Source organism: Oryzisolibacter sp. LB2S, assembly GCF_040732315.1.
Classification (GTDB): domain Bacteria; phylum Pseudomonadota; class Gammaproteobacteria; order Burkholderiales; family Burkholderiaceae_C; genus Alicycliphilus; species Alicycliphilus soli.
Window position 1 is genome coordinate 615,222 of sequence record NZ_CP160388.1, and the last position, 26,430, is coordinate 641,651.

A 26,430-nucleotide genomic window follows, 5' to 3' on the forward strand; every position below is an offset into this window, starting at 1 on the left:
GCAGTGAACCGCCCCGGGTTTCGCGGAGGCTCAACACTCTGAGAGGATTGAGCCATGAAGAAGTCAAACAAGTTCTCGCCCGAGGTACGCGAGCGTGCGGTGAGGATGGTGCAGGAGCACCGTGGAGAGTACCCGTCGCTGTGGGCGGCCATCGAATCGATCGCGCCCAAGATTGGCTGTGTGCCGCAGACCTTGCACGAATGGGTCAAGCAAGCCGAGGTTGACGCGGGCACGCGTGAAGGCGTGTCCACGGCTGAAGCCCGGCGCATCAAGGAGCTCGAGCGCGAGGTCAAGGAGCTTCGCCGTGCCAACGAAATCCTGAAGTTGGCCAGTGCGTTTTTCGCCCAGGCGGAGCTCGACCGCCGATTGAAGTGATGTACCGGCTGGTCGATGAGCACCGCCAAGTTCACGGGGGCGAGCCGATGTGCAAGGTGCTGCAGATCGCCCCGTCGGCCTACCGCAGACACGCAGCCCGGCTGCGTGATGCCCGACTGCTCAGTCGCAGGGCACAGCGCGATGCAGTGTTGATGCCAGACATCGAGCGGGTGTGGAATGACAACCTGCAGGTCTATGGCGCCGATAAGGTGTGGATGCAGATGAACCGCGAGGGCACAGTCGTTGCCCGGTGCACCGTTGAGCGCCTGATGAAACGACTGGGCCTGCAGGGCGTGCGGCGCGGCAAGGTGGTTCGCGCCACGGTCAGCGACCCCAAGGCGCCGTGCCCGCTGGATAAGGTCAACCGGCAGTTCCATGCCCAGCGGCCCAACCAGCTATGGGTGTCGGACTTCACCTATGTCTCGACCTGGCAGGGTTGGCTCTATGTGGCCTTTATTGTCGACGTCTTCGCACGGCGCATCGTGGGCTGGCGGGTGAGCACGTCGATGAGCACGGACTTTGTCCTCGATGCGCTGGAGCAGGCGCTGTACGAGCGGCAACCCGAGCGAGATAGCAGCCTGATCCACCATTCGGATCGTGGCTCCCAATACGTGTCGATTCGGTACTCCGAACGTCTGGCAGAAGCCGGTGTCGAGCCGTCCGTGGGCAGCAAGGGCGACAGCTATGACAACGCTCTGGCCGAGACGATCAACGGTCTGTACAAGGCCGAGGTGATCCACCGACGCACGTGGAAGACTCGCGAGGCCGTCGAGCTCGCCACGCTGACGTGGGTCTCCTGGTTCAACCACCATCGGCTCATGGGGCCTCTGGGCTACATCCCGCCGGCAGAGGCTGAGGCAAACTACTACCGTCAGCTATCCGAGCAGTCGGCCGAGCTGGCATGAGCACTTAAACCAACCAGCCTCCGCGAAACCCGGGGCGGTTCACAGCGCACTGCGCCGGGGATCTGGCCGCCGGCACCTGATACGCGCGCGGTATTGCACGAGTGCTTTTGTCAATTGGACGCGGCGGCCATATCTTTCCACAATGGGTGCACAACCCTCGATGCCCGTGGTGCAGCCGCTGCGTCGCCCGGACATCGCAGACAGCCACAGGAGACAAGCCATGCCCCCAATTTCCCGCCGTCAGTATCTGGCCCATGGCCTGGGTGCGGTCGCCGCGCTGGCCGCGCCGCCATGGGCATTCGCTCAGAGCAAGTACCCGGCCAAGCCGGTGCGTGTCATCGTGCCGTTTCCGGCCGGTGGCACGACCGACGTGGTCGCGCGCCTGGTGCTGCAAAAGCTCGGCGAGCTCGTAGGTCAGACCTTCTTCGTGGACAACAAGGGTGGCGCCAACGGCATGATTGGCACGGCCGAGGCCGCGCGCGCCGCGCCCGATGGCTACACGCTGCTGATCAACACCGCGGGCGCGCAGACGCTGAGCCCGGTGATCTACAAGGCCAACTACGAGGCGCTGGCGAGCTTCGAGCCCATCACGCATATCTGCGACGTGAGCTTCATCGTCATCGCGCGCAAGGATCTGCCCGCAGGCAACATGCAGGAGCTGATCAAGCTGGCCCATGGCGACAAGCCGCTGTCCATGTCCTCGGGCAGCGCCATGATCAACCTCATGAGCGAGGAATTCAAACGCGTGATCAAGGCGCCGCAGACCATCAACGCCCAGTACAAGGGCACGGCCCCGCAGATGCAGGCCGTGGTCGCGGGCGAGGTGGACTTCTCGCTCGATTCGTTTGCCTCGGTGGAGATGATCCGTGCCGGCCGCGTCAAGGCCCTGGGCGTGCTGTCGGAGCATCGCGCGGCATCGTTTCCCGATGTGCCCACGCTCAGGGAGCAGGGCGTCGAAGGCATGGACTTCGCATCCTGGGCCGGCCTGCTCGCGCCCAAGGGCACGCCGCAGGAGATCGTGGACTATCTCGCGCAGCAGATGGACAAGGTCATGCAGATGCCCGACGTGCTGGCCAAGCTCAAGTCCTACGACTACATCCCGCGCCACACGACGCGCGCGGAGTTCGCCAGGCTGATCGACGCCGACAACAAGCGCTGGCAGCGCATCGTCAAGGAGACGGGGTTCAAGATCAACTGAGGAGGTGCGGCGCGGCTATGCCGCCCCGCCCGACCCCCGCGTGCCCGACGACGGCAGCGGCGCGCCCAGCAGCGCGCAGGCGACGGCCTCGCCGACCTTGATGCCGTCCACGCCGGCCGAGAGAATCCCGCCCGCATAGCCCGCGCCCTCGCCCGCGGGGTAGAGGCCGGGGGTGTTCAGGCTCTGGAAGTCCTCGCCCCGGTCTATGCGCAGCGGAGACGAGGTGCGCGTCTCCACGCCCGTGAGCACCGCGTCCGCCATGTCGTAGCCGCGGATCTTGCGCGCAAACGCGGGCAGGGCCTCGCGCATGGCGGTGGTGGCAAAGGCGGGCAGGGCGTCGTCCAGGTTCACCAGCGTTACGCCGGGCTGGTAGGAAGGCTCCACCACGCCCAGCGCGCTGCTCGCGCGACGCGCGAGGAAGTCGCCAACGCGCTGCGCCGGGGCGTTGTAGTTGCTGCCGCCCAGCGTGTAGGCGCGTGATTCGAGCTCGCGCTGCAGCACGATGCCGGCGAGCGGATGCGTCTGGCCTTCGGCCAGGGATTCGACGCCATGCGTGGCGCCCAGGGCGGCTTCAAACGCCGCCGGGTCGCGTGGGTAGTCGGCGGGCTCCACGCCCACCACCATGCCGGCGTTGGCGTTGCGCTCGGCGCGCGAATACTGGCTCATGCCGTTGGTCACCACGCGGCCGGGCTCGCTGGTGGCGGCGACCACCTGGCCGCCGGGGCACATGCAGAAGCTGTAGACGGTGCGGCCGCCGCTGGCGTGGTGCACCAGCTTGTAGTCGGCCGCGCCCAGGAGAGGATGGCCCGCGTGCTTGCCCCAGCGGGCGGCGTCGATCACGCTCTGCGGATGCTCGATGCGCACGCCCACCGAGAACGGCTTGGCCTGCATGGCCACGCCGCGCGCATGCAGCATGGCAAAGCTGTCGCGCGCGCTGTGGCCCAGGGCGATGACGGCGTGGGATGTGGGCAGCTCGCTTTCCTGCCCCGTTTGCAGGTCGAGCACGCGCAGCGCGCGCAGCCGGCGGCCGGCAAGCACGATGTCGGTCACGCGCTGCTCGAAGCGCACCTCGCCGCCCAGGGCGATGATTTGCGCGCGCAGCGCCTGCACCATCTTCACCAGGCGGAAGGTGCCGATGTGCGGGTGTGCGGCGTAGAGGATCTCGGGCGGTGCGCCCGCGTCCACGAACTCCTGCAGCACCTTGCGCCCGAGGTGGCGCGGGTCCTTGATCTGGCTGTAGAGCTTGCCGTCCGAGAAAGTGCCGGCGCCGCCCTCGCCAAACTGCACATTGCTCTCGGGGTTGAGCGCGCGCTGGCGCCACAGGCCCCAGGTGTCCTGGGTGCGTTCGCGCACCGACTTGCCGCGTTCGAGCACGATGGGCCTGAAACCCATTTGCGCCAGCACCAGCGCGGCAAAGATGCCGCAGGGGCCAAAGCCCACGACCACGGGGCGCTCGGCCTGGCACGCGGGGGCTTGGCCCACGGGGCGCCAGGCCATGTCGGGCGTGGCCAGGATATGCGGGTTGCCGGCGTGGCGCGCGAGCAGCGCAGCCTCCTGGGCGGCGTCGGTCAGCGTGACGTCCACGATGTAGACGGCCAGCAGGTCGGCCTTGCGCGCGTCAAAGCTGCGCTTGTGCACCTGCAGGCTGGCGATGGCGTCGATGGCCACGCCCAGGGCCTGGGCGGCGAGCCGGCGCAGCGCGGCGTCGGGGTGTTGTTCGGGATCGAGGGGGAGCGCGGCCAGGGGCAGGCGCAGTTCGGACAGACGCAGCATGGCTTGTGGTGATCAAGCAGAAAGGGGCGCCATGGTAGCACCCTGGGTTTTGGTTTTTGTATGAAATATGGCTCTGGCGCTTGCTGGAAAAGCGCTGGCAGCTATCAAAATTGGAGATCAAGCAGCGGTGCCTGTTGAGTACGCGCGACGCTTGAAACACCCGCCGTCATCCCCGCGAAGGCGGGGATCCACGGTAGTGACGAATCAACTGCTTGTGTGGCACCTGGATCCCAGCCTTCGCGGGGATGACGGGGTCAACAGGTGTCGCTGCCTGAGCCAAATTTGGCGTTGGAGCGCCGGCATCCTGCCGGCAGGATGCCGGCGCTCCCAGGGCGTCAATACCAGTCGTCCTCGTCGTCCTGCAGGGCCTTCTGCTGCTGGCGTTCGGCCCTGATCCAGGCCTTGAGCGCGCCGGGGTCGGTGCGCAGGATGGCGAGCTCCCGGTGCAGCCGCAGGTTCTCGTGTTCGATGGTCTGCAGCAGCGTGCGCAGCTCGCGCATCAGGCTTGCGGGCTTGTAGTTGCGCCAGGGGGCGAGTCCGAAATCGAATACGAAATGCTCCTGCACCTCGCGCACCTCCTGCTGCAGCTCCCGGAGCTGTTCGGCCAGCACACGGTTGTAGTGCTTGAGGCGCTCCTCGCTCAGGCCCGCGATGTGCTCGGGGTCGATCTGCTCGACCTCGAGCTGCAGCTGCAGCAGGTCGAGCAGCTTGTTGTCCTGATAGGCCTGGTTCACGCGCTGCATCAGCGCCGTCTTGCGCGCGCGCTCGTCGGGGTCGGTCTCGCGGTCGGGGTGCAGGTGGCTGGCGAGCTTGCGGTAGATCTCGCGCACCGACTGCGTGGCCTGGGCCGCCTCCTCCTGGGCCTTGCGCTCGCGCGCGCTGGGCTTGCGCGGCCGTGCGGCGCGCTGGGCCTCGCGCTGTCGGGCGGCCTCGTCCTGCTGCGCCTGCTGGGCATCGAGCTGCTCCTGCAGGCGGCGCAGAAAGTCCTCGGGCGAATCCATGTCGGCGTCCTGCAGATCCAGGTCCACGCCGAAGAGATCCTTGGCCATGGCCTGCGCCATGTCCCTGGCGATGTCGTTGTCCTCGGCCTCCTCGGCGTCGTAGTCGCTGCCGCTGTGGCGGTTGTAGATCTGCTTGAGCTGCTCGCGCGTGGCCTCGTCGCGGACGGTGTCTATGAGCGGGGCGAGCCGGTCGGTGATGGCCTCGGCGAGCGTGCGGCGGTCGGCCTTGCCGAGCTTTCTGTTGTCGCTGGCGGTGTCCAGGTATTGCACGAGCTCGATGAGCAGCGCGCGGTAGGCGTCCTGCTGGGGCACGAACTCGCGCGCATGGCGCTCGCGGTAGGCGTCGATGGCCTGCTGCCACGCGGCGAGCAGCTCGCGCTGCTCGGCAATGCGCTCGATGTGGCGGTTGAACTTCTTCTGCTGCGCAGTCAGCGGCGTGCCCTGCTGCGCGGCGGGGATGTGTACGGGGGCGTGGTGCTTGGCGGCCATGGTGGGGGCCGATTGTGCCCCCACCGTCCACGGGCCGGATCAGGCCGTGGGCAGAAAGCCCTCGACCGACAGATAGCGCTCGCCCGTGTCGTAGTTGAAGCCGAGCACGCGCGCGCCTGCGGGCAGCTCGGGCAGCTTGTGTGCAATAGCGGCCAGCGTGGCGCCGCTGCTGATGCCGACCAGCAGGCCCTCCTCGCGCGCGGCGCGCCGCGCGTATTCGCGCGCGGGCTCGGCATCGATCTGGATCACGCCGTCGAGCAGACTGGTGTCCATGATCTTGGGGATGAAGCCCGCGCCCAGGCCCTGGATGGGGTGGGGCCCGGGCTGGCCACCCGAGAGCACGGGGGACTGCGAGGGCTCGACGGCAAAGACCTTGAGCTGTGGGAAGCGGTCCTTGAGCACGCGCGCCACGCCCGTGATGTGGCCGCCCGTGCCCACGCCGGTGATGAGCGCGTCCAGCCCCTCGGGGAAGTCGGCCAGGATCTCCTGCGCCGTGGTGCGCGCATGGACCTCGACGTTGGCCGGGTTCTCGAACTGCTGCGGCATCCAGGCGCCCGGGGTCTGCGCGACGAGCTCCTCGGCACGCGCGATCGCGCCCTTCATGCCCTTCTCGCGCGGCGTCAGGTCGAACTGCGCGCCATAGGCCAGCATCAGGCGGCGGCGCTCGATGCTCATGCTGTCGGGCATCACCAGGATCAGCTTGTAGCCCTTGACGGCCGCCACCAGCGCCAGGCCGATGCCGGTATTGCCGCTCGTGGGCTCGATGATGGTGCCGCCGGGCTTGAGTGCACCGGACTTCTCGGCCGCCTCCACCATGGCCAGCGCGATGCGGTCCTTGACCGAGCCGCCGGGGTTGGCGCGCTCGGACTTGACCCAGACGTTGGCGCCTGGGCCAAACAGACGGTTGATGCGGATATGGGGGGTGTTGCCAATGGTTTGCAGGACGTTGTCGGCTCGCATGGGGTCTCCATAGAAAGTGATGGGAATCCGGCACCGCGAAGTGCAGACGCCCATTGTGGAGGACTTGTTGTGCTGCGTCGCGATAACGATATGCCGCCACCGCCATATGCGCTCAGACGCGCTCTGATGCGCTGCACAATAGGGCCATGACGACTGCCAGGTTTGATTCATGACCCTTTTGCAGACCACCATGCTCCTGCTCGGCGTCAGCTGCGCGCTGCTGCTCATAGGCTTTTCCGCGCGTGCGTCGCGCTGGGGGCCGGCGCTGATGCTGCTGGGCATCGTCGGCGCGCTGGCCATCATTGCCTACAACATCTTCGAGCAACTGCCCGCACAGTGAGACAATCACGCCCGTGAAGCACGCCAGACCGCCGCCGGTGCAAGTGCCGAAAGGCCGCACTGGAGGAACGTCCGGACTGCACAGGGCAGCGTAGCAGCTAACGGCTGTCCACCGTGAGGTGAGGATCAGAGCAACAGAGACGAGTCCCGGGGGAGTGCCGCAAGGCAAACCACCGGGGGTGAAACGGGCAATCTCTACGCGCAGCAATACCAAGTAGGCCAGCGTTGATGTGGCTCCGCAGAGCTGGCGGGTAGGTAGCATCGAGCCGGTGGGGCGACCCCCGGCCCAGATTAATGGCGGTCACATGCGGGCAACCGCATGCACAGAATCCGGCTTATCGGCGCGCTTCACACTTTTCAATCAGAACCGCTCCCAGGGCTGCAGATAGCGCCACTGCCCCTCGGGCAGCCTGGCGAGCGGCACGCGGCCGATGCGTATGCGTTTGATGGCCGCAACCGACAGGCCCACGGCCTCGCACATGGCCGGGATCTGCCCGGGGCGTATGCCCTTCAGGGCAAAGCGCAGGCGGTTTTCGTTCTGCCAGCTGACCTTGATGGGCGGCAGCGCCCGCCCGTTGAAGGCGAGGCCGTGGCAGAGCCTTTGCAGGCCGCCCTCGTGGATCTGGCCCTTCACGGTGACGATGCATTCCTGCTCCAGCGTCTCCATGTCCTCCTGCAGCTTGCGCGCCACGCGCCAGTCCTGTGTGTATACGACCAGGCCGGCCGCCTCGGTGGGCAGGGGCGTGAAGCATTCGAGCGCGCGAAAGTGGCGCAGCAGCACGCGCTGGTGTGCGGGGTCGTCCGCCTGGTGCGTGGCGGCGCCGAGCAGCGTGCCGGCGTCGGGCGCACCCCGGCTGCGGCTGCCGTGCGCCGCATGTGCGGTTTCCCGGCCCAGCCCGGCTTCGTAGCCCGGCGGCTTGTGCAGCAGCAGGGTGACGGGGGTGAGCGCCATGGGGCTGGCGTCCGCGGCCAGCGTGACCGCCTGTGCGGGCGCGACGCGTGCGCCGGGCAGCTCGACGACCCGGCCCTCCACCGACACCCAGCCGCCCTCGATGTACTGCTCGGCCATGGTGCGCGAGCAGCCGAACTGCTGCGCCACGCGCTTGACCAGGCGCATGCTGTCCTCAATCATTGCCGGGTTCCAGCATGCGAATGCGCTCGATGTGCGCGAGCAGCGAGCGCTGGGCCACGGGCCAGATGCGCTTGGGCACGTCGTCGTAGGCCAGGCGCACCCAGTCCTCCAGGCTGCCGTCGGGCCTGGCCTGCATGGCGGCCAGCACCTTGGCCTCGCGCGCCAGGCGGTGGGCCTTGAGGCGCGCGATCGCCGTGCGTGCCTCGCCGAGCACATAGCCATGGGCGGGCAGGATGAAGTCCACGCCATGCTCGGCACACAGGGCATCCAGCCGGTCCAGCGAGTCGAGGTAGTCGGCCATGTTGCCGTCGGGCGGGTCGACGACGGTGGTGCTGCCGTTCAGGATATGGTCGCCCGAGAACAGCAGCCCGTCCTCGCGCAGCAGCAGGCAGACATGGTTGGCCGCATGGCCGGGCGTGTGCACGGCCTGCAGCGTATGGGTGATTTCGCCCTCCAGCCCTTGCCCAATAAGCGTGAGCAGCTCACCATCTTGTAGCGCACGGTCGGGCGTGAACTGGCTGTGGGCGCGCGCCGTGGGCCGTGAGGGCAGGCCCAGTATGGGGGGCCTGGCGCGCCCATGAGCGACGACCATGGCCTGCAGCGGCGCCGCGCCCGGGGAATGGTCGGGGTGGGAATGGGTGCAGACGATGGTGCGTATGTCGCCGCCCGCCGCGCGCCACAGGCGCTCGAGGTGGGCGCTGTCTGCCGGGCCCGGGTCTATGGCGATGTAGCCGGTGGCCGGGTCGCCCACGAGGTAGCTGTTGGTGCCGGGGCCGGTCATCACGCCGGGGTTGGGGGCCGTGAGGCGCTGCACGTTCTTGAGCAGCGGCACGGGCGTCTCGCTCTGCCAGTCGAGCACATGCTCGCCGCGGCCCGTGGGTGTGACCAGGGCCAGCTCGCCGTAGGGCGGCTCGTGCTCCATGTAGCGCGCCTCCTTGCCCGCGAGCAGGCCCGAGCGCGGGCTGCTGACCCACAGCGGCTGCTCGCCCGCGACGGCGGCCAGCACCGCGGCCACATCCGCAAACTGCGCCAGGCGCGCTAGCGTGCGAATGGTCGGGAAGATCATGAAGAACTGGCCCGCCTCGTGGCGCGCGAGCGCGTCGGCCGGGCGCACCCAGACGGGTTCGAACTGCTCGGACTCGTCGGCCACGGGCTCCTGCCCCTCGGGCATGCGCGCGACGAGAAAGGGCACGGCAAAGCGCTTCGGCAGATTGCGGTCGCCCGTCCAGTGGGCCAGCTGGAAAACGGCGTCGGCCGCCAGGCGCAGGCCGCGCGCGGCGCAGGCGTCGGCAAAGCGGCTGCCGGGCGGCAGCTTGCGCGCGATGGCGGCGATGTCGGCGGCCTCGGCCCAGCGGCCGTCGGCATGGCGCGCGAGCAGCACGCCCAGCTCCTCGAAGCTCTCGCGGATCGCGGCCATGGCGTCCGTCAGGCGCGCGGCGTCTTGCGCCGGGCGGCGGTCGGCCAGGGCATGGGTGGCGGGCTCGGCGTCCTGCGCCTCTATGCCGCCACCGGGAAACACATAGGCGCCGGGCACAAAGCTGGCCTTGGCCGAGCGGCGCGTCATCAGGACCTCCAGCACCGTCGCGCCGCCGGGTGCGGGCGCGTCGCGCAGCAGCAGCACGGTGGCCGCATGCAGGGGCGTGGCGGGTTCGACATGGGGGTGCAGTTGTTGGCTTTGGCGTGGCATCGGGCCATTATCGGCAACTGCAGAACGGGTGGTGGGGCGCCGATAATCGCGCCCATGCAGATCCGCTTTACCAAGATGCAGGGCGCGGGCAACGACTTCGTGGTGCTCGACGAGACCCGGGGCCGGCTGGGCCTCACGCGCGCGCAGTACCGCTTTCTGGCCGATCGCCACTTTGGCGTGGGTGCCGACCAGATCCTCACCGTGCTGCCGTCGCCGGCGCCGGGCATAGACTTCGAATACCTGATCCACAACGCCGATGGCGGCCAGGTGCAGCAATGCGGCAACGGCGCGCGCTGCTTTGCGCGCTTCGTGCGAGACAAGGGCCTGACGGACAGGGACAGCATCCGTGTGCAGACCCTCTCGGGCGTGATCGCGCCGCGGCTCGAGGCCGATGGGCGCGTGACGGTGGACATGGGCCGCCCGCGCCTGGAGCCGGCGAGCCTGCCCTTTGACACCACGGGCCTGGAGCCCGAGCAGCAGGGGTTCATGAAAAAATGGCCTCTAGCCCTTGGTGGACAAACGCTGGAAGCTACAGTAATGATAGTTGCCGTGTCCATGGGCAACCCGCATGCCGTGCAGCTCGTGGACGACGTGGACCGTGCCCCCGTGGCCGAGACCGGCCCGCTCATCGAGGGTCATGCGCGCTTTGCCGAGCGTGTGAACGCCGGTTTTCTGGAGATCGTCAGCCGCAGCCAGGCGCGTCTGCGCGTGTACGAGCGCGGCGTGGGCGAGACCCTGGCCTGCGGCACGGGCGCCTGCGCGGCGGCCGTGGCCGGCATGGGGCTGGGCCTGCTCGACGCGCGCGTGGACATGCACACGCGCGGCGGGCTGCTCACCATTGCCTGGGCCGGCGGGCCCGATGACCCCGTGCTCATGACCGGCCCCGCCGTCACCGTTTTTGAAGGCCAGATCGACATTCCCGAACTCCCATGAACCATACCTCCGTCAACCCCATCACCGAAGACGACATCGCCCAGTTTCTGGCCAACACGCCGGGCTTCTTCGAGCGCCATGCCGAGCTGCTGGGCAGCATCACCATCACCAGCCCGCATGGCCAGCGCGCCGTGAGCCTGCAGGAGCGCCAGGCCGAGATGCTGCGCGAGAAGATCAAGGGCCTGGAGCACCGCATCATGGACATGGTGCGCCACGGCAACGAGAACGCCGCCATCGGCGACAAGGTGCACCAATGGTCGCGCGCGCTGCTGGAGGTGCGGGACGCAGCCGCGCTGCCCCGGGCGGTGGAGCAGGGCATGCAGCAGCTGTTCGACGTGCCGCAGGTCGCGCTGCGCCTTTGGGGCCTCGCGCCGGCCCATGCCGATGCGCCCTGCACCCAGGGCGTGAGCGAGGATGTGCGCTCCTTCGCCTCGTCGCTGACCATGCCGTTCTGCGGGCCCAACCTGGGCTTCGAGGCCACGGCCTGGCTGGCCGAGCCCGCCCAGGCGCAGTCGCTGGCCCTGCTGCCGCTGCGCCGCGGCGCCATCGACAGCGCCGACGAGCCGGCCTTTGGCCTGCTGGTGCTGGGCTCGCCCGATGTCCACCGCTTCGAGGCCACCATGGGCACGGAATACCTCGCACGCATGGCCGAGCTGGCGAGTGCAGCCCTCTCGCGCATGCTCTGAAACAGATAGCTGTTGACGCTTGTCCCATGGGCGGTACAGAGGTTTCTGGCATGGAGGAGGGCAGGGCCGCGCCGACGCTGCCCGCCGAGGCCCTGCGGTACCTCGAGCATGTGCGCGTGGAAAAGCGCCTGGCCGCGCGCACGCTCACGCTCTACACCCTCGATCTTGAGCGCCTGGCGGCCATGGCCGCGGGCGTCGGGCTGCCGCTTGAGCGCCTGACCAGCGCCCACATCCGCCGCTTCGTCGCGCAGATGCACGCGGGCGGGCGCAGCGGGCGCGGCATTGCGCTCATCCTCTCGGGCTGGCGCGGCTTCTACGCCTGGGCCGCGCGCCAGGGCCTGGTGCCGCACAACCCGGTGCAGGACGTGCGCGCGCCCAAGGCGCCCAAGCCCTTGCCCAAGGCCCTGGGCGTGGACGACGCCGTGCGTCTGGCCGAGCACGAGCAGGCCGGCGCCGACCCCTGGCTGGAGGCGCGCGACGCGGCCATGGTGGAGCTGCTCTACGGCTGCGGCCTGCGCGTGGGCGAGCTCGTGGGCCTGGACCTCGCGGCCAGCCCCGCGGCGCACCGGCAGGGCCGCGGCTGGGTGGACCTCGAGGCGGGCGAGGCCCATGTCTTCGGCAAGGGCAGCAAACGCCGCAGCGTGCCCGTGGGTCGCGCCGCGGCCGATGCGCTGCGCGCCTGGCTGGCCGTGCGCGGGCCCGCGGCCGACGGCGCGCTGTTTCTGAGCCGGCGCGGCGCGCGCCTGTCGGCGCAGTCGGTCTGGCAGCGCCTGCGCCAGCGCAGCCAGCTCGCGGGCCTGTCCACGCCCGTGCACCCGCACATGCTGCGCCACTCGTTCGCAAGCCATCTGCTGCAGTCGAGCGGCGATCTGCGTGCCGTGCAGGAGCTGCTGGGCCACGCCAGCATCACGACGACCCAGGTCTATACGCGGCTCGATTTCCAGCACCTGGCTCGGGTCTACGACCAGGCCCATCCGCGCGCGCGCAAGAAACCCGCACCCTGAATGCGCTCTTGCTTTGCCCTGCGGGCGTGGCGGTGCGATAGTGGGCTTCTTTCAACAAGGAGAACCCCACCATGGCAGACACTTGGCTCACCACTTTGATCACCGACACCCCGCAGCAAGGCTTCGAGCTGGCCATCACGCTGAGCCGCCGCGGCGTCAAGTACACCCAGCCCGACTCCGAGGTGCTGCACAAGCTGCGTCCCGAATATGCCAACGACCATGAGGCGCTGACGGCGGCGTCTCAGGTGATTGCGCTCAACTTCCAGACCGTGGCCGCAGCCAACAACTACTGGCGCAAGTAGTGGATTGACGCTCTCGCTAAACTAAAGCCCGTTGTGCGGCGGCCATCCGGCCGCCGTTTTGCATTGAGAAGGCCACCCATGTCCCTGATTCCCGCCACCATACTCACCGGCTTCCTTGGCTCGGGCAAGACCACGCTGCTCAAGCGCGTGCTCTCCGAGATGCATGGCCAGAAGATCGCCGTGATCGAAAACGAGTTCGGCGAGGAGAACATCGACACCGACATCCTGCGCACCGAGTCCAAGGAGCAGATCGTGCAGATGAGCAACGGCTGCATCTGCTGCACCATCCGTGAGGACCTGCGCGAGACCCTGCAACTGCTGGCCGCCAAGCGCCGCAAGGGAATGGTGCAGTTCGACCGCGTGGTGATCGAGACCACGGGCCTGGCCGACCCCGGCCCCGTGGTGCAGACCTTCTTCATGGACGACGAGATCGCAGAGACCTATCTGGTCGACTCCATCATCACGCTGGTGGATGCCAAGCATGCGCACAAGCAGCTCGACGACCGCCAGGAGGCGCGCCGCCAGGTGGGTTTTGCCGACCAGATCTTCTTGTCCAAGACCGACCTGGTGAGCGAGGACGAGACGAACGACCTGATCCATCGCCTGAAGCACATGAACCCGCGCGCGCCGATTCGCGCCGTGCATTTCGGCGAGGTGCCGATTGCCGAGGTGCTGGACCTGCGCGGCTTCAACCTCAACGCCAAGCTCGACATCGACCCCGACTTCCTTAAGGCCGACGAGGACCATGATCACGCGCATGTGCACGACGAGCATTGCGACCACGATCACCATGATCATGACCATGAGCACGGCGAGCATTGCCATCACCCGCACCACCATCACCATGACGACGATGTGAAGAGCTTCGTCTACCGCGCCGACCGCGCGTTCGACCCGGCCAAGCTCGAGGATTTCCTGGGTGCCATCGTCAACATCTACGGTCCGCGCATGTTGCGCTACAAGGGCGTGCTCCGCATGAAGGGCACGGAGCGCAAGGTGATCTTCCAGGGTGTGCACCAGCTCATGGGCAGCGACCTGGGGCCGCAGTGGGCCGAGGGCGAGCCGCGCCAGAGCAAGATGGTGTTCATCGGCATAGACCTGCCCCAGGACATCCTGCGCCAGGGGCTGGATCAATGCCTGGTGGCGTGAGCCGCACCCCTGCGCAGATGGCTGGAGCACAAGGCATCTGTGTGGTATACCCAACGCTTTGGTAACAGCCGGCATAGCTCTATACAATCGCGCCCCGGCTGAAAGGCCCCCCAGGGGGCATGCCAGCCACGCCGAGCCGTCCATGACACCTTGTGCATGGGCGGATGCCATTGTTCGAATCGCGAGGAGTCAGGAGATGACCACCGAGTCCAGCCCAGAGCGACGCATGGCCCGCGCATCACGCGCGGTGGCCCTGTGCACCGCCGATGACTGGCGCTCGCATGCGCAGTGCGCCCTCGCAGCCAGCTTCCTGTAAGACCATGACCACGACCCTGCAAAACCCTGTGGCGGCCGCCAAGAAAGACCCCAAGCTGGCCAACAACTGGAAAACCAAGCCCGCCGAGGAGCTGACGGACACCGAAGTGCTGTCCATGCCCGACAGCGAATACATGAACGACAAGCAGCTGGCGTTCTTCCGCCACAAGCTGGTGCAGCTCAAGCAGGACATGCACGCCAACGCCGGCGAGACCACCGAGCACCTGCGCGAGGACACCGTCGTCGTGCCCGATCCTGCCGACCGCGCGACCATCGAGGAAGAACATGCCCTGGAGCTGCGCACGCGCGACCGCGAACGCAAGCTGCTCAAGAAGATCGAGCAGTCGATCGCACGCATAGACGCCGGTGACTACGGCTACTGCGACGAGACCGGCGAGCCCATCGGCGTGGGCCGTCTGCTCGCCCGGCCCACGGCCACGCTGTCGCTGGAGGCGCAGCAGCGCCGCGAGCTCAAGCAGAAGATGTTCGGCGACTGACCATCGGTCGCAAGGCCTGCCCGCTAACCCCAGCATTGCATGAGCAAGGAAGACACTCCACCCGGCGGATTGCTGTCCAAGGTCGTGAAGTTCGTGCGCAACCCGACCGTCAACTGGTCGGACCTGGATGCGCTCGATACCGACCGCGACAGCCAGTACAGCAAGCAGGTGCTCAAGGAGATGATTGAGCGCAAGCGGCGCAACGACTTCGTGCGTCGCCGCGAGTTCGATCAGCTGCGCAAGCTGCGCCAGCGCGAGGCCCAGCAGGGCCGGCGCGCCGAGACCACGCAGGCGCGCGCCACGCTGTTTTCCTCCAGCATGAGTCCGGTCGAGGGCCGGGAGGACACGCTCAAGAAGATCGACGAGATCGAGGCCCAGATGTCCCAGCAATGGTGGAAGGGCAGGGATCAGGGCCTGGTGTCCACGCAGGCGCCCACGCTGGATGCGCCGCAGCGTCCCGCGGTGGCTCCGCCCGTGGTGTCCGCACCCGCGCCCATGCCGGCGCAGGCCGGCAGGACTGCGGCGGTGCAATGGCCCCATGCCGACCAGGTGCGTGCGTACGCACCCACGGCGCCCCTGACCCTGCGCCCGCCGCCGGACAGCACGCTGGATGTCCCGCTTGAGCCTTCGGAGCCGCTGATGGCGGATCTGCTGGTGGCACCACCCGATGCCGCGCCGCAGCCCATGGCCGAGGACAAGCCATTCGTGCACGACCCCGATCTGGAGGAGGCGGCGATCCGCTTTGCCAGCGGCGACTACGCGGGGGCCGAGGCCGGCCTGCGCGAGGTCCTGGCGCAATACCCGTCCGACGATCCCAGGCAGTTCGAGGTCTGGCTGACGCTGTTCGACCTGTACCGTGCGATCGGCCGGCAGGAGCCGTTCGACATCCTCGCGATCGACTATGCGGCCCGCTTCGGGCGCTCGGCACCGCTGTGGTTCTCGATGCCCGATCTGCTCGGCGTCGATGCGCCGTCCGGTGCCGGCAGGCCCATGGCCGCGCAGCGCGAGTTCGGCTGGACTGCGCCCCCCACATTGACGCAGCAGTCGGTGGCCGCGCTCCAGGCGGGCGTGGCGCGTGGCGTGCCGCCCTGGATGCTCGACTGGTCGCGGCTCAATGGCCTCGAGCCTGCCGCCGTCGCGGCCCTGGCCCAGCAGTTCGAGGAATGGGCCGATCGCGACGTGCAGATTCGCTTCACGGGTGCGCCGGTGTTGCTCGATCTGCTCCAGTCCCACACCCCGACGGGCGATCGCTCGGCTGACCCCCAGTGGTGGCGCCTGCGCCTGGCGGCCCTGCGCCTCATGGGCCTGAACGACGAGTACGAGCTCGTCGCGCTGGACTATTGCGTGACCTACGAGGTCTCGCCGCCATCCTGGGTCGCGCCCCGCTGCGGCTACAGCGGCGACGGCGCCATGCAGCCACCGGCGCCCGAGGGGCCGGACAGCGATTTGTTCATGTCGGGGTTTGTGCTGACACAGCCCGCGGCGGGTGCCGACGACAGGCCGATGGCGGCCCTGCAGGGCTGCATCGACGGCGATGCACTGCCGGCGCTCGAACCCCTGGAGGCGCTCGCGCCGCAGGGTGACGCGCCGCTCGTCGTGTCCTGCGAGCGGCTCATCCGCATGGACTTCGCGGCCGTGGGCTCGGCGCTCAACTGGGTGGCCGCGCAGCAGGCACAGGGACGGCTCGTGCAGTTCACGCAGCTGCACCGGCTGGTGGCGGTGCTGTTCAACGTGATCGGCATCAACGAGCATGCCCGGGTCGTGCCGCGCAGGAACTGATTGTTACCGTTGCCCGCGCGTGCAGCCGCGCGCGGGTGGCTTGCAAATCGCGGGCCGCGCCCCCACATGACATGCCCATGGAACAGTACCACGGCACCACCATCCTCAGCGTGCGCCGCCAGACGGCGGACGGCATACAGGTTGCCCTCGGCGGCGACGGCCAGGTCACCCTGGGCAACATCGTCGTCAAGGGCACGGCGCGCAAGGTGCGCAAGCTCCATCACGGCAGGGTGCTCGCGGGCTTTGCGGGCGCCACGGCCGATGCCTTCACCTTGTTCGAGCGCTTCGAGGCCAAGCTGGAGAAGCACCAGGGCCACCTGACGCGCGCCGCCATCGAGCTCACCAAGGACTGGCGCACCGACCGCGTGCTGCGTCGCCTCGAGGCCATGCTGGCCGTGGCCGACCAGACGGCCTCGCTCATCATCACCGGCAACGGCGACGTGCTCGAGCCCGAGGAGGGCATCGTCGCCATCGGCTCGGGCGGTGCCTACGCGCATTCGGCCGCCAAGGCCCTGCTGCACAACACCGACCTGCCGGCGGCCGAGATCGTGAAGAAGTCGCTCGCCATCGCCGGGGAGCTGTGCATCTACACCAACATGCACCACACCATCGAGACGCTGTGAGCGTCTGACTATCGTATTCATAGCTGCTGACGCTTGATGGACAAGTGTCAGGGCCAGAATTGGACCAATAATGTCCTCCATGACTCCCCAGGAAATCGTCTCCGAACTCGACAACCACATCGTCGGCCAGCAGGCCGCCAAGCGCGCCGTGGCGATTGCGCTGCGCAACCGCTGGCGCCGTCAGCAGGTCGACGCCGGCCTGCGCCAGGAGATCACGCCCAAGAACATCCTCATGATCGGCCCCACGGGCGTGGGCAAGACCGAGATCGCGCGGCGCCTGGCGCGCCTGGCCGATGCGCCCTTCATCAAGGTCGAGGCGACCAAGTTCACCGAGGTCGGCTACGTGGGCAAGGACGTGGACTCCATCGTGCGCGATCTGGTCGAGGTGGCCGTCAAGCAGACGCGCGAGCAGGACATGAAGAAGGTGCGCGCACGCGCCGAGGACGCGGCCGAGGAGCGCATCCTGGACGTGCTGATCCCCCCGGCGCGCAGCACCGGCTTCGAGGCCTCGCGCGGCGACGCCGGTGACAGCACGGCGCGCCAGGTGTTTCGCAAGAAGCTGCGCGAGGGCCAGCTCGACGACAAGGAGATCGAGGTGGACCTGGCCGATGCGCGCCCCCAGCTCGAGATCATGGGTCCGCAGGGCATGGAGGAAATGGCCGAGCAGCTGCGCGGCATGTTCAGCCAGCTCGGCCAGGAGCGGCGCAAGACGCGCAAGCTCAAAATCGCCGAGGCCCTGAGGCTGCTGACCGACGAGGAGGCGGCCAAGCTGGTCAACGAGGAAGAGGTCAAGACCCGGGCCCTGGCCAACGCCGAGCAGAACGGCATTGTCTTCATCGACGAGATCGACAAGGTGGCCGCACGCCAGGAGGCCAGCGGCGCCGACGTCTCGCGCCAGGGCGTGCAGCGCGACCTGCTGCCGCTCGTGGAGGGCACGACCGTGTCCACCAAGTACGGCATGGTCAAGACCGACCATATCCTGTTCATCGCCTCGGGCGCGTTTCACCTCTCCAAGCCCAGCGACCTGATCCCCGAGCTGCAGGGGCGCTTTCCGATCCGCGTCGAGCTCGGCTCGCTCTCGGTGCAGGATTTCGAGGCCATCCTCACGCAGACCCATGCCTCGCTGGTCAAGCAGTACCAGGCGCTGCTGGCCACCGAGGGCGTGACGCTCGAGTTCACGCCCGAGGGCATCACGCGCCTCGCGCACATCGCCCACGACGTGAACGAGCGCACCGAGAACATCGGCGCGCGCCGCCTGTCCACGGTCATGGAGCGCCTGCTCGACGAGGTCAGCTTCGACGCCACGCGCCTGTCCGGCCAGACGGTGCGCATCGATGCCGACTACGTGAATACCCGCCTGCAGTCCCTGAGCCAGGACGAGGACCTCTCGCGCTTCATTCTGTGAGCCCGAGCTTTACAAACCACTTGCATACCCGCCTGTAAGTGCTTAATCAATAAGGACTTTTGCCTGAATCTGCCTTGCATTCGGGTTCTAAGTCCTTGATTTCATTACAAAAATTTGTCGATTCCCCTGCCCGCTGGCGTGCTTTTCCTGCTACAGTGCAAAAAAGTGCAATTAAGTGGTGAAAAGTGCCTTTGCGGCCCAGAATCGGGTGGCAAATGGCCAGAGGTCCAAACAGAGGTCTCGATTCGTGTTTCAAGGGGCGTCATCGCTGAGTCTGGATGCCAAGGGGCGGCTGTCGGTGCCGACCCGGCATCGTGACGCCCTGATGCAGCAGGCCAGTGGTCAGCTGACCATCACCAAGCACCCCGACGGCTGCCTGCTGGTGTTCCCCCGTCCCGAGTGGGAGCAGGTGCGCGAGCGCATCGCCAAGCTGCCCATGTCGGCGCAATGGACCAAGCGCATCTTTCTTGGCAATGCCATGGACGTGGAGATGGACGGTACGGGCCGCGTGCTGGTCTCACCCGAGCTGCGCGAGGCGGCGGGCCTGACCAAGGAGGCCATCCTGCTCGGCATGGGCAGCCATTTCGAGCTCTGGGACAAGGCCACCTACGAGGCCAAGGAGGCCGCTGCCATGGCGGCCGAGATGCCCGACGTCCTCAAGGACTTCTCCTTCTAGGGGCTGCGCATGAACCAGCCCCTGCAACACACCACGGTCTTGCTCGACGAGGCGGTCGACGCACTGCTCGGCCATCCTGGCGATGCGGCCGCGCCCGCCGGCACCTATGTCGACGGCACCTTCGGACGCGGAGGGCATTCGCGGCTCATCCTGCAGCGCCTGGGGGGCGCGGGGCGGTTGCTGGCCTTCGACAAGGACCCGGCAGCCATTGAGGAGGCGGCGCGCATCGAGGATGCGCGCTTTTCCATTCGGCACCAGGGCTTCTCGCACCTCGCAGAGCTGCCCGCGGCCAGCGCCGCGGGGGTGCTGCTGGATCTGGGCGTGAGCTCGCCGCAGATCGACGACCCGACCCGGGGTTTCAGTTTTCGTTTCGACGGCCCGCTGGACATGCGCATGGACACCACGCGCGGCCAGAGCGTGGCCGAGTGGCTGGCAGATGCCGATGTGGCGCAGATTGCGGAGGTGATACGTGACTACGGCGAAGAACGGTTTGCTGGCCCCATTGCAAAGGCGATTGTTGCTAGGCGCACGCAGTTCGGCCCCATTGGCAGCACTGCCGAGCTGGCCGACATCGTGGCTGGCGCAGTCAAGACCCGCGAGCCGGGCCAGAACCCTGCAACGCGCACATTTCAGGCGCTCCGGATTTTCATCAACGCCGAGCTTGAGGAGCTGCAGCGCGCGCTAGAGGCCAGCCTGCATGTGCTGGCCCCGGGCGGCCGGCTGGTCGTGATCAGCTTTCATTCGCTCGAGGACCGCATCGTCAAGCAGTTCATCGCCCGGCATTCCAAGGAGGTGTTTGACCGCCGCGCGCCGTTTGCCGCGCCCAAGCCCATGCTGCTCAAGGCCCTGGGCCGCATCAAGCCCGGCAGCGCCGAGGTGGCGGACAACCCGCGCGCGCGCAGCGCCGTGATGCGCGTGGCCGAGCGCACGGAGGTCGCTGCATGACCAGGATCAGCGCCGTGCTGCTGCTGGCCGTGATGGCCAGCGCGCTCTATCTGGTCCATACCCAGTACCAGTCGCGCCGGCTGTACACCGAGCTCGACCGCGCGCTGGCGCTCGCGCGTCAGCTCGAGACCGAGCACCAGCGCCTGCAGGTCGAGCGTCGCGCCCAGGCCACGCCGCTGCGCGTGGAGCGCATGGCGCGCGACAAGCTGCACATGCACACCGCCACGCCGGCCATCACGCACTATGTGACTGCCGACGGCCGGCCCGTCGCCGCGCCGCAGCCGGCGCCCGAACCCGTGAAGGGCCGGCGATGAAGAGCCGCAGCGTCAACTACACCTCCAGCCCGCTGCTGGCCAGCCCCACGCCGCTGTGGCGCAGCCAGTTCATCGTGGCATTGGTGGCCCTGGGCTTTTTCGCACTGGCCGGGCGTGCCGCCTATGTGCAGGTGTTCGGCAACGCCTTCTTCCAGCGCCAGGGCGAGGTGCGCTTTGCACGCACGCTGGAGCTGCCGGCCAACCGCGGCCGCATCCTGGACCGCAACGGCCTGATCCTCGCCTCCAGCGTGCCCGCGGCCAGCATCTGGGCCATTCCCGAGGACGTGGATGCCGACAACCCCGAGGTCAAGCCCAAGCTCAGGGAGCTCGCGCGCCTCATGGGCATGCCCCTGCCCACGCTCATGGCCAAGCTGGCCGACGAGGACAAGACCTTTGTCTGGATCAAGCGCCAGCTCGACTGGGACGTGGGCCAGCAGATCCTGGCCCTGGGGATCAAGGGCATCTACCAGCGCAAGGAATACAAGCGCCAGTACCCCGAGGGCGAGGCCGCCGCGCATGTCGTGGGCTTCACCAACGTGGAGGACCATGGCCAGGAGGGCATGGAGCTGGCGTTCGACAAGGAGCTCGCGGGCAAGCCCGGCTCGCGTCGCGTCATCAAGGACCGCCTGGGCCGCGTGGTCGAGGGCGTGGGCGAGGATATTCCGCCCATCGACGGGCGGGACATGCAGCTGTCCATCGACAGCAAGGTGCAGTTCTTCGCCTACCAGAAGCTGCGCGACACCGTGGCCGAGCACAAGGCCAAGGCCGGCAGCGTGGTCGTGCTCGACGCCCACACGGGCGAGGTGCTGGCGCTGGCCAACTACCCGAGCTACGACCCCGGCAACCGCGGCAGGCTCACGGGCGAGCAGCTGCGCAACCGCGCGCTCACCGACATGTTCGAGCCCGGCTCGACCATGAAGCCCATCACCATAGGCCTGGCGCTCGAGAGCGGGCGCGTGAGGCCCGAGACCGTCATCGACACCAGCCCCGGACGCCTGACCATCACCGGCTCGACCATCAGCGACACGCACAACTACGGCGCGCTGACCGTGGAGGGCGTGGTGCAGAAGTCGAGCAACGTGGGCACGACAAAGATCGCCATGCAGATCCCGGCGGCCGAGATGTGGGAAACCTTCTCCGCCGTGGGCTTCGGGCAGAAACCCCAGATCGCCTTCCCGGGCGCGGCCATGGGCCGCCTGCGCCCCTACAAGAGCTGGCGCCCCATCGAGCAGGCCACCATGTCCTACGGCTACGGCCTGTCGGCCAGCCTGTTCCAGATGGCGCGCTCCTACACCGTGTTCGCCAACGGCGGCAAGGTGATACCGGCCACCATGCTCAAGACCGACCAGAACGCCGTGGGCGTGCCGGTGTTCTCCGAGCGCACCGCCAACCAGGTGCGCAAGATGCTGCAGATGGCCGCCGGCCCCGGTGGCACGGGCCAGCGTGCGCAGACCGTGGGCTACTCGGTGGGCGGCAAGTCGGGCACTGCGCGCAAGCAGGTGGGCAAGAGCTATGCCGCGGGCAAGTACCGCGCCTGGTTCACGGGCCTGGCGCCCGTGGACAAGCCCCGCATCATCGTCGCCGTGATGATCGACGAGCCGAGCAACGGCGTGATCTACGGCGGCGCCGTGGCCGCGCCCGTGTTCAGCGAGGTGGTGCAGCAGACGCTGCGCATGATGGGCGTGGCGCCCGATATGGCCGTCAAGCCCCTGATCGTCACCAACGCCGTGGAGGAGTCGCTGTGAGCGCGCTGCAGCAACTCACCACAGTGGCCGCCGCCGTGGCCTGGCTGCGCGCACGCGTCACGGGCACGCTGCAGACCGACAGCCGGCAGGTCGCACCCGGCGACGCCTTCATCGCCTGGCCCGGCGCCGCCACCGACGGGCGAGCCCATGTGGCCGACGCCATGGCGCGCGGCGCCGTCGCCTGCCTCGTGGAGCAGGACGGCGTGGAGGCCTTTGGCCTCGCGGGCGACCCTATGGGTCACCATATCGCGGCCTTCTGCGGCCTCAAGGCCGCCACGGGCCTGATCGCCGCGGCCTGGTTCGGCCAGCCCAGCGAGCGCCTGAAGGTGCTGGCCGTGACCGGCACCAACGGCAAGACCAGCACCGCATGGTGGCTGGCCGATGCCCTCAATCAACTATCAAAACAAGAGCTGCCCGCGGTTGCTGGGTGCGCCTTGGTGGGTACTCTGGGCATTGGTGTGCCGCCCGAGCTTGCGAGCACCGGCATGACCACGCCCGACCCCGTGCGCCTGCAGCGCGCGTTTGCGCAGTTCGCCGAAGCAGGCCTGGGCGCCTGCGCCATCGAGGCCTCGTCCATCGGCCTCGAGGAGCAGCGCCTGGCGGGCACGCAGATCCGCGTGGCCCTGTTCACCAACTTCACCCAGGACCATCTGGACTACCACCGCGACATGGCCAGCTACTGGCAGGCCAAGCGCGTGCTGTTCGACTGGCCGGGCCTGCGCGCGGCCGTGGTCAACATCGACGATGCCCAGGGCGCGAGGCTGCACGCCGAGCTGCAGGGCGGTAGCCTCGACCTGTGGAGCGTCTCCATCCAGGGTCCGGCGCGCCTGATGGCCAAGGACATCGAGCACCGCGGCCCGGGCCTGGCCTTCACCGTGGTCGAGGGCGAGCATGCCCTGCCGTTGCAGACCCGGCTCATAGGCCAGTACAACGTCTCCAACCTGCTCGGCGTGATCGCCGCGATGCGCGCGCTTGGCGTGCCGCTGGCGCAGGCGCTCACCGTGTGCGCGCGCCTGGCGCCCGTGCCCGGCCGCATGCAGCAGCTGGCGTTTGCCGGCCAGCCCCTCGTGGCCGTGGACTATGCCCACACGCCCGACGCGCTGCACCAGGCGCTTGCGGCCCTGCGGCCCATGGCAGCCCAGCGCGGCGGCCGGTTGTGGTGCGTGTTCGGCTGTGGCGGCAACCGCGACGCGGGCAAGCGCCCGCTCATGGGCGCAGTGGCCCAGCGCGAGGCCGACCGCGTCATCGTCACCAGCGACAACCCGCGCGGCGAGGAGCCGCGCGCCATCATTCACCAAATCCTGCAGGGCATGATCGCCGGCCTCAGCGTCAGCGCCGAGGAGGACCGCGCGGCGGCCATTGCCCAGGCCGTGGCCGATGCCGATCCCGCCGACGTGGTGCTGATCGCCGGCAAGGGCCACGAGGACTACCAGGAGACGGCGGGCCGGCGCCTGCCGTTCTCCGACATGGCGCAGGCGCTCGATGCGCTCAGGCGCCGAGGAGCCGTGGCATGAGCCACACCCAGACCACACCCATGCTGAGCCTGCAGCAGGCCTTCGAGCTGCTGCGCGCGCGCATTCCCGCCGCGCGCCTCGTGGGCGACGGCGCCACGCCGCTCACGCGCGTGCACACCGACACGCGCACGCTGGCCGCGGGCGACCTGTTCCTGGCCCTCAAGGGCGAGCGCTTTGACGCCAACGGCTTTCTGCCCCAGGCGCGTGCCGCCGGCGCCGCCGCGGCCATTGCCCATGGGGGCCTCGAGGCCGCGGGCCTGCCGGGCATAGAGGTGCCCGACACGCTGGCCGCGCTGGGCGCATTGGCGGCCGGCTGGCGCGGGCGGTTCGACCTGCCGCTCGTCGCGGTCACGGGCAGCAACGGCAAGACCACGGTCACGCAGATGATTGCCGCCGTGCTGCGCGCCTGGAAGGGCGACGCGGCGCTGGCCACGCAGGGCAACTTCAACAACGACGTGGGCCTGCCGCTCACGCTGCTGCGCCTGCGGCCCGGCCATGAGGCGGCGGTGGTCGAGCTGGGCATGAACCACCCGGGCGAGATCGCCTGCCTGGCCGACATTGCCCGCCCCACCGTGGCCCTGGTGAACAACGCCCAGCGCGAACACCTCGAGTTCATGCACACCGTCGAGGCCGTGGCGCGCGAGAACGGCAGCGTGCTGGCCGCGCTGGCGCAGTCGGGCGTGGCCGTGTTCCCCGCGGCCGACGAATTCACGCCGCTGTGGCGCCAGCTTGCGGGCGCGCGCCGCTGCATGACGTTTGGTGGTGCTGCCGGCCCCTCACCCCAGCCCTCTCCCCAGAGGGGCGAGGGAGCCCACGTGCGCCCGGACTTGCCCCCTCTCCCTCTGGGAGAGGGTGGGGGTGAGGGCTGGCAACCCGGGGGCGCAGATGTGTATTGCGCCAACGCGCAATGGATGGATGGCGCCTGGCAGCTGTGCGTGCACACGCCGGCCGGCGCATTCGATACGCGCCTGGCCGTTGCCGGCAGGCACAACGTGACCAACGCCCTGGCCGCCACGGCCTGCGCGCTCGCCGCGGGCGTGCCGCTGGCGGCCATCGCGCAGGGGCTGTCGGCGTTCGAGCCCGTCAAGGGCCGCTCGCGCGCGCTGGCCGTGCGGCTGGCAGGTCGCACGCTCACGCTGGTGGACGACAGCTACAACGCCAACCCCGACTCGGTGCGTGCCGCCATTGACGTGCTGGCCGAGCTGCCGGGCCCGCGCCTGCTGGTGCTGGGCGACATGGGCGAGGTGGGTGACCAGGGCCCGCAGTTTCACGCCGAGGCCGGGGCGCACGCGCGCTCCCGCGGCATAGAGCAGGTGTTTGCGCTGGGCAGTCTGAGCGCCCATGTGGCGGGCGCGCGGCATTTTGCGGACATGGCGGCGCTGATCGCAGCCGTGCGCGCAGAGCTGCCCACGGTGGGCAGCGTGTTGGTGAAGGGATCACGATTCATGAGGATGGAGCAGGTGGTGCAGGCCATTCAAGAGGAGGGCGCATGCTCCTGATGCTGTCGCAATGGCTGCAGGGCCTGTCGCCCGAGTTCGGCTTTCTGCGCGTGTTCCAGTACATCACGTTCCGCGCCGTGATGGCCGCGCTCACGGCGCTGCTCATCGGCCTGGCCGCGGGCCCGCGCGTCATCCGCATGCTGACGGCGCTCAAGATCGGCCAGCCGATACGCGGCTACGCCATGCAGTCGCACCTGTCCAAGAGTGGCACGCCGACCATGGGCGGCGTGCTCATCCTGCTGTGCATCGCCATCTCCACGCTGCTGTGGTTCGACCTGTCCAACCGCTTCGTGTGGATCGTGCTCATCGTCACGCTCGGCTTTGGCGCGATCGGCTGGGTGGACGACTGGCGCAAGGTGGTCAACAAGGACCCTGAAGGCATGCGCTCGCGCGAGAAGTATTTCTGGCAGTCGCTCATCGGCCTGGCCGCGGCGCTGTACCTGGTGTTCTGCATCTCCGAGAACTCCAACGCGCGCGTGTTCGAGCTCTTCGTCGCCTGGGTCAAGTCGGGCTTTGCGCTCGACCTGCCGCCGAAGGCCGGGCTGCTCGTGCCCTTCTTCAAGGAGGTCAGCTACCCGCTGGGCGTGCTCGGCTTCGTGATCCTGACCTATCTGGTGATCGTGGGCGCGAGCAACGCGGTCAACCTCACCGACGGGCTCGACGGCCTGGCCATCATGCCGGTGATCATGGTCGGTGCGGCGCTGGGCATCTTTGCCTATGTCACGGGCAACGCCAGCTTTGCCAAGTACCTGCTGTTCCCCTACATCGCGGGCTCGGGCGAACTCATGATCTTCTGCGCCGCCATGGCGGGCGCGGGCCTGGCCTTCCTCTGGTTCAATGCCCACCCGGCCCAGGTCTTCATGGGCGACGTGGGCGCGCTGGCGCTGGGCGGCGCCCTGGGCACCATCGCCGTCATCGTGCGCCAGGAGATCGTGCTGGCCATCATGGGCGGCATCTTCGTGGTCGAGGCGCTGTCGGTGATGCTGCAGGTGAGCTGGTTCAAGTACACCAAGCGCCGCTATGGCGAGGGCCGGCGCCTGCTGAAGATGGCGCCGCTGCACCATCACTTTGAAAAGAGCGGCTGGAAGGAGACGCAGGTCGTCGTGCGTTTCTGGATCATCACCATGCTGCTGTGCCTCGTGGGCCTGTCCACCCTGAAACTGCGATGAACCACGAGCACCACGA

At 68.4% G+C, this 26,430-nt stretch carries 24 protein-coding genes, 1 other RNA gene and 1 other annotated feature; of the genes, 20 read left to right on the top strand and 5 right to left on the bottom strand.

The annotated features are described in order from the left end of the window. The first annotated feature begins 54 nt into the window (after positions 1-54). Positions 55-1,280, top strand: a protein-coding gene (locus ABUE11_RS02910) for an IS3 family transposase (protein WP_367067583.1) whose coding sequence is annotated in 2 segments (ribosomal slippage) — positions 55-343 and positions 343-1,280 — 1,227 coding nt in all. Because the reading frame shifts where the segments join, the coding sequence is not laid out codon by codon here. Continuing rightward, positions 333-449: a sequence feature (AL1L pseudoknot), on the top strand. It overlaps the preceding gene by 117 nt. 220 nt (positions 1,281-1,500) lie before the next feature. After that, on the top strand, positions 1,501-2,478 hold the full coding sequence (locus tag ABUE11_RS02915) for a tripartite tricarboxylate transporter substrate binding protein (RefSeq protein ID WP_367067585.1): 978 nt from the start codon (positions 1,501-1,503) through the stop codon (positions 2,476-2,478). A gap of 15 nt (positions 2,479-2,493) precedes the next feature. On the opposite strand, the gene ABUE11_RS02920 is transcribed toward ABUE11_RS02915, so the two are convergent. The 3 genes from ABUE11_RS02920 to cysK form a co-directional block, all read right to left on the bottom strand. Next, entirely contained in the window at positions 2,494-4,251 is a 1,758-nt protein-coding gene (locus ABUE11_RS02920; protein ID WP_367067587.1) for an FAD-dependent protein, read from the bottom strand. A 335-nt stretch (positions 4,252-4,586) separates the two neighbouring features. After that, the gene (locus tag ABUE11_RS02925; RefSeq protein WP_367067589.1) at positions 4,587-5,741 is read right to left on the bottom strand and encodes a molecular chaperone DnaJ; all 1,155 of its coding nucleotides are present in this window, start codon (positions 5,739-5,741) and stop codon (positions 4,587-4,589) included. Positions 5,742-5,780: 39 nt separating this feature from the next. Next, positions 5,781-6,701 carry a cysteine synthase A gene (cysK, locus tag ABUE11_RS02930; RefSeq protein ID WP_367067591.1) on the bottom strand — a complete coding sequence of 307 codons (921 nt, stop codon included), beginning with the start codon at positions 6,699-6,701 and terminating at the stop codon, positions 5,781-5,783. A gap of 169 nt (positions 6,702-6,870) precedes the next feature. Between cysK and ABUE11_RS02935 the strand changes: the two genes are divergently transcribed. Together ABUE11_RS02935 and rnpB are read left to right on the top strand one after the other, a co-directional pair. Then, positions 6,871-7,041 carry a hypothetical protein gene (locus tag ABUE11_RS02935; RefSeq protein WP_367067593.1) on the top strand — a complete coding sequence of 57 codons (171 nt, stop codon included), beginning with the start codon at positions 6,871-6,873 and terminating at the stop codon, positions 7,039-7,041. Positions 7,042-7,056: 15 nt separating this feature from the next. Then, positions 7,057-7,394: RNase P RNA component class A (gene rnpB / locus ABUE11_RS02940), an RNA gene on the top strand. Positions 7,395-7,401: 7 nt separating this feature from the next. On the opposite strand, the gene ABUE11_RS02945 is transcribed toward rnpB, so the two are convergent. Both ABUE11_RS02945 and ABUE11_RS02950 read right to left on the bottom strand, forming a co-directional pair. After that, positions 7,402-8,172 (bottom strand): rRNA pseudouridine synthase, encoded by a 771-nt coding sequence (locus tag ABUE11_RS02945; RefSeq protein ID WP_367067594.1) that lies wholly within the window; start codon positions 8,170-8,172, stop codon positions 7,402-7,404. After that, positions 8,165-9,859: an MBL fold metallo-hydrolase gene (locus ABUE11_RS02950; protein WP_367067595.1), complete on the bottom strand. Its 1,695-nt coding sequence runs from the start codon at positions 9,857-9,859 to the stop codon at positions 8,165-8,167. Before ABUE11_RS02950 ends, ABUE11_RS02945 begins: the two co-directional genes overlap by 8 nt. A gap of 54 nt (positions 9,860-9,913) precedes the next feature. Here ABUE11_RS02950 and dapF point away from each other — a divergent pair, with 54 nt between their 5' ends. The 16 genes from dapF (at position 9,914) to mraY (ending at position 26,414) form a co-directional block, all read left to right on the top strand. Further along, positions 9,914-10,792 carry a diaminopimelate epimerase gene (dapF, locus tag ABUE11_RS02955; RefSeq protein ID WP_367067596.1) on the top strand — a complete coding sequence of 293 codons (879 nt, stop codon included), beginning with the start codon at positions 9,914-9,916 and terminating at the stop codon, positions 10,790-10,792. Further along, complete coding sequence (locus tag ABUE11_RS02960; RefSeq protein ID WP_367067597.1) at positions 10,789-11,478, top strand: DUF484 family protein; 690 nt, start codon at positions 10,789-10,791, stop codon at positions 11,476-11,478. Before dapF ends, ABUE11_RS02960 begins: the two co-directional genes overlap by 4 nt. 50 nt (positions 11,479-11,528) lie before the next feature. Next, positions 11,529-12,482, top strand: a complete 954-nt coding sequence (locus ABUE11_RS02965) for a tyrosine recombinase XerC (RefSeq protein WP_367067598.1) — start codon at positions 11,529-11,531, stop codon at positions 12,480-12,482. Positions 12,483-12,553: 71 nt separating this feature from the next. Continuing rightward, a complete protein-coding gene (locus ABUE11_RS02970) occupies positions 12,554-12,784 on the top strand; it encodes a hexameric tyrosine-coordinated heme protein (RefSeq protein WP_367067599.1) in 231 nt (76 codons plus the stop codon). A gap of 78 nt (positions 12,785-12,862) precedes the next feature. Next, complete coding sequence (locus ABUE11_RS02975) at positions 12,863-13,933, top strand: GTP-binding protein (RefSeq protein WP_367067600.1); 1,071 nt, start codon at positions 12,863-12,865, stop codon at positions 13,931-13,933. A 320-nt stretch (positions 13,934-14,253) separates the two neighbouring features. Continuing rightward, on the top strand, positions 14,254-14,745 hold the full coding sequence (gene dksA / locus ABUE11_RS02980) for an RNA polymerase-binding protein DksA (RefSeq protein WP_367067601.1): 492 nt from the start codon (positions 14,254-14,256) through the stop codon (positions 14,743-14,745). Positions 14,746-14,784: 39 nt separating this feature from the next. Continuing rightward, positions 14,785-16,524, top strand: coding sequence for an STAS domain-containing protein (locus tag ABUE11_RS02985; protein ID WP_367067602.1), 1,740 nt, complete (start codon positions 14,785-14,787; stop codon positions 16,522-16,524). Positions 16,525-16,601: 77 nt separating this feature from the next. Then, entirely contained in the window at positions 16,602-17,147 is a 546-nt protein-coding gene (hslV, locus tag ABUE11_RS02990; protein WP_367067603.1) for an ATP-dependent protease subunit HslV, read from the top strand. Positions 17,148-17,217: 70 nt separating this feature from the next. Continuing rightward, positions 17,218-18,552, top strand: coding sequence for an ATP-dependent protease ATPase subunit HslU (hslU, locus tag ABUE11_RS02995; RefSeq protein WP_367067604.1), 1,335 nt, complete (start codon positions 17,218-17,220; stop codon positions 18,550-18,552). A 247-nt stretch (positions 18,553-18,799) separates the two neighbouring features. Beyond that, a complete protein-coding gene (mraZ, locus tag ABUE11_RS03000) occupies positions 18,800-19,228 on the top strand; it encodes a division/cell wall cluster transcriptional repressor MraZ (protein WP_367067605.1) in 429 nt (142 codons plus the stop codon). Between the two features lie 9 nt (positions 19,229-19,237). Continuing rightward, a complete protein-coding gene (rsmH, locus tag ABUE11_RS03005; protein ID WP_367067606.1) occupies positions 19,238-20,173 on the top strand; it encodes a 16S rRNA (cytosine(1402)-N(4))-methyltransferase RsmH in 936 nt (311 codons plus the stop codon). Further along, complete coding sequence (ftsL, locus tag ABUE11_RS03010; RefSeq protein ID WP_367067607.1) at positions 20,170-20,487, top strand: cell division protein FtsL; 318 nt, start codon at positions 20,170-20,172, stop codon at positions 20,485-20,487. Before rsmH ends, ftsL begins: the two co-directional genes overlap by 4 nt. Next, the gene (locus ABUE11_RS03015; RefSeq protein WP_367067608.1) at positions 20,484-22,232 is read left to right on the top strand and encodes a penicillin-binding protein 2; all 1,749 of its coding nucleotides are present in this window, start codon (positions 20,484-20,486) and stop codon (positions 22,230-22,232) included. The genes ftsL and ABUE11_RS03015 overlap by 4 nt, the downstream gene beginning before the upstream one ends. Next, on the top strand, positions 22,229-23,746 hold the full coding sequence (locus tag ABUE11_RS03020; protein ID WP_367067609.1) for a UDP-N-acetylmuramoyl-L-alanyl-D-glutamate--2,6-diaminopimelate ligase: 1,518 nt from the start codon (positions 22,229-22,231) through the stop codon (positions 23,744-23,746). The genes ABUE11_RS03015 and ABUE11_RS03020 overlap by 4 nt, the downstream gene beginning before the upstream one ends. Then, positions 23,743-25,245, top strand: coding sequence for a Mur ligase family protein (locus ABUE11_RS03025; RefSeq protein ID WP_367067610.1), 1,503 nt, complete (start codon positions 23,743-23,745; stop codon positions 25,243-25,245). Before ABUE11_RS03020 ends, ABUE11_RS03025 begins: the two co-directional genes overlap by 4 nt. Then, the gene (gene mraY, locus ABUE11_RS03030; protein ID WP_367067611.1) at positions 25,236-26,414 is read left to right on the top strand and encodes a phospho-N-acetylmuramoyl-pentapeptide-transferase; all 1,179 of its coding nucleotides are present in this window, start codon (positions 25,236-25,238) and stop codon (positions 26,412-26,414) included. Before ABUE11_RS03025 ends, mraY begins: the two co-directional genes overlap by 10 nt. Positions 26,415-26,430: the final 16 nt, after the last annotated feature.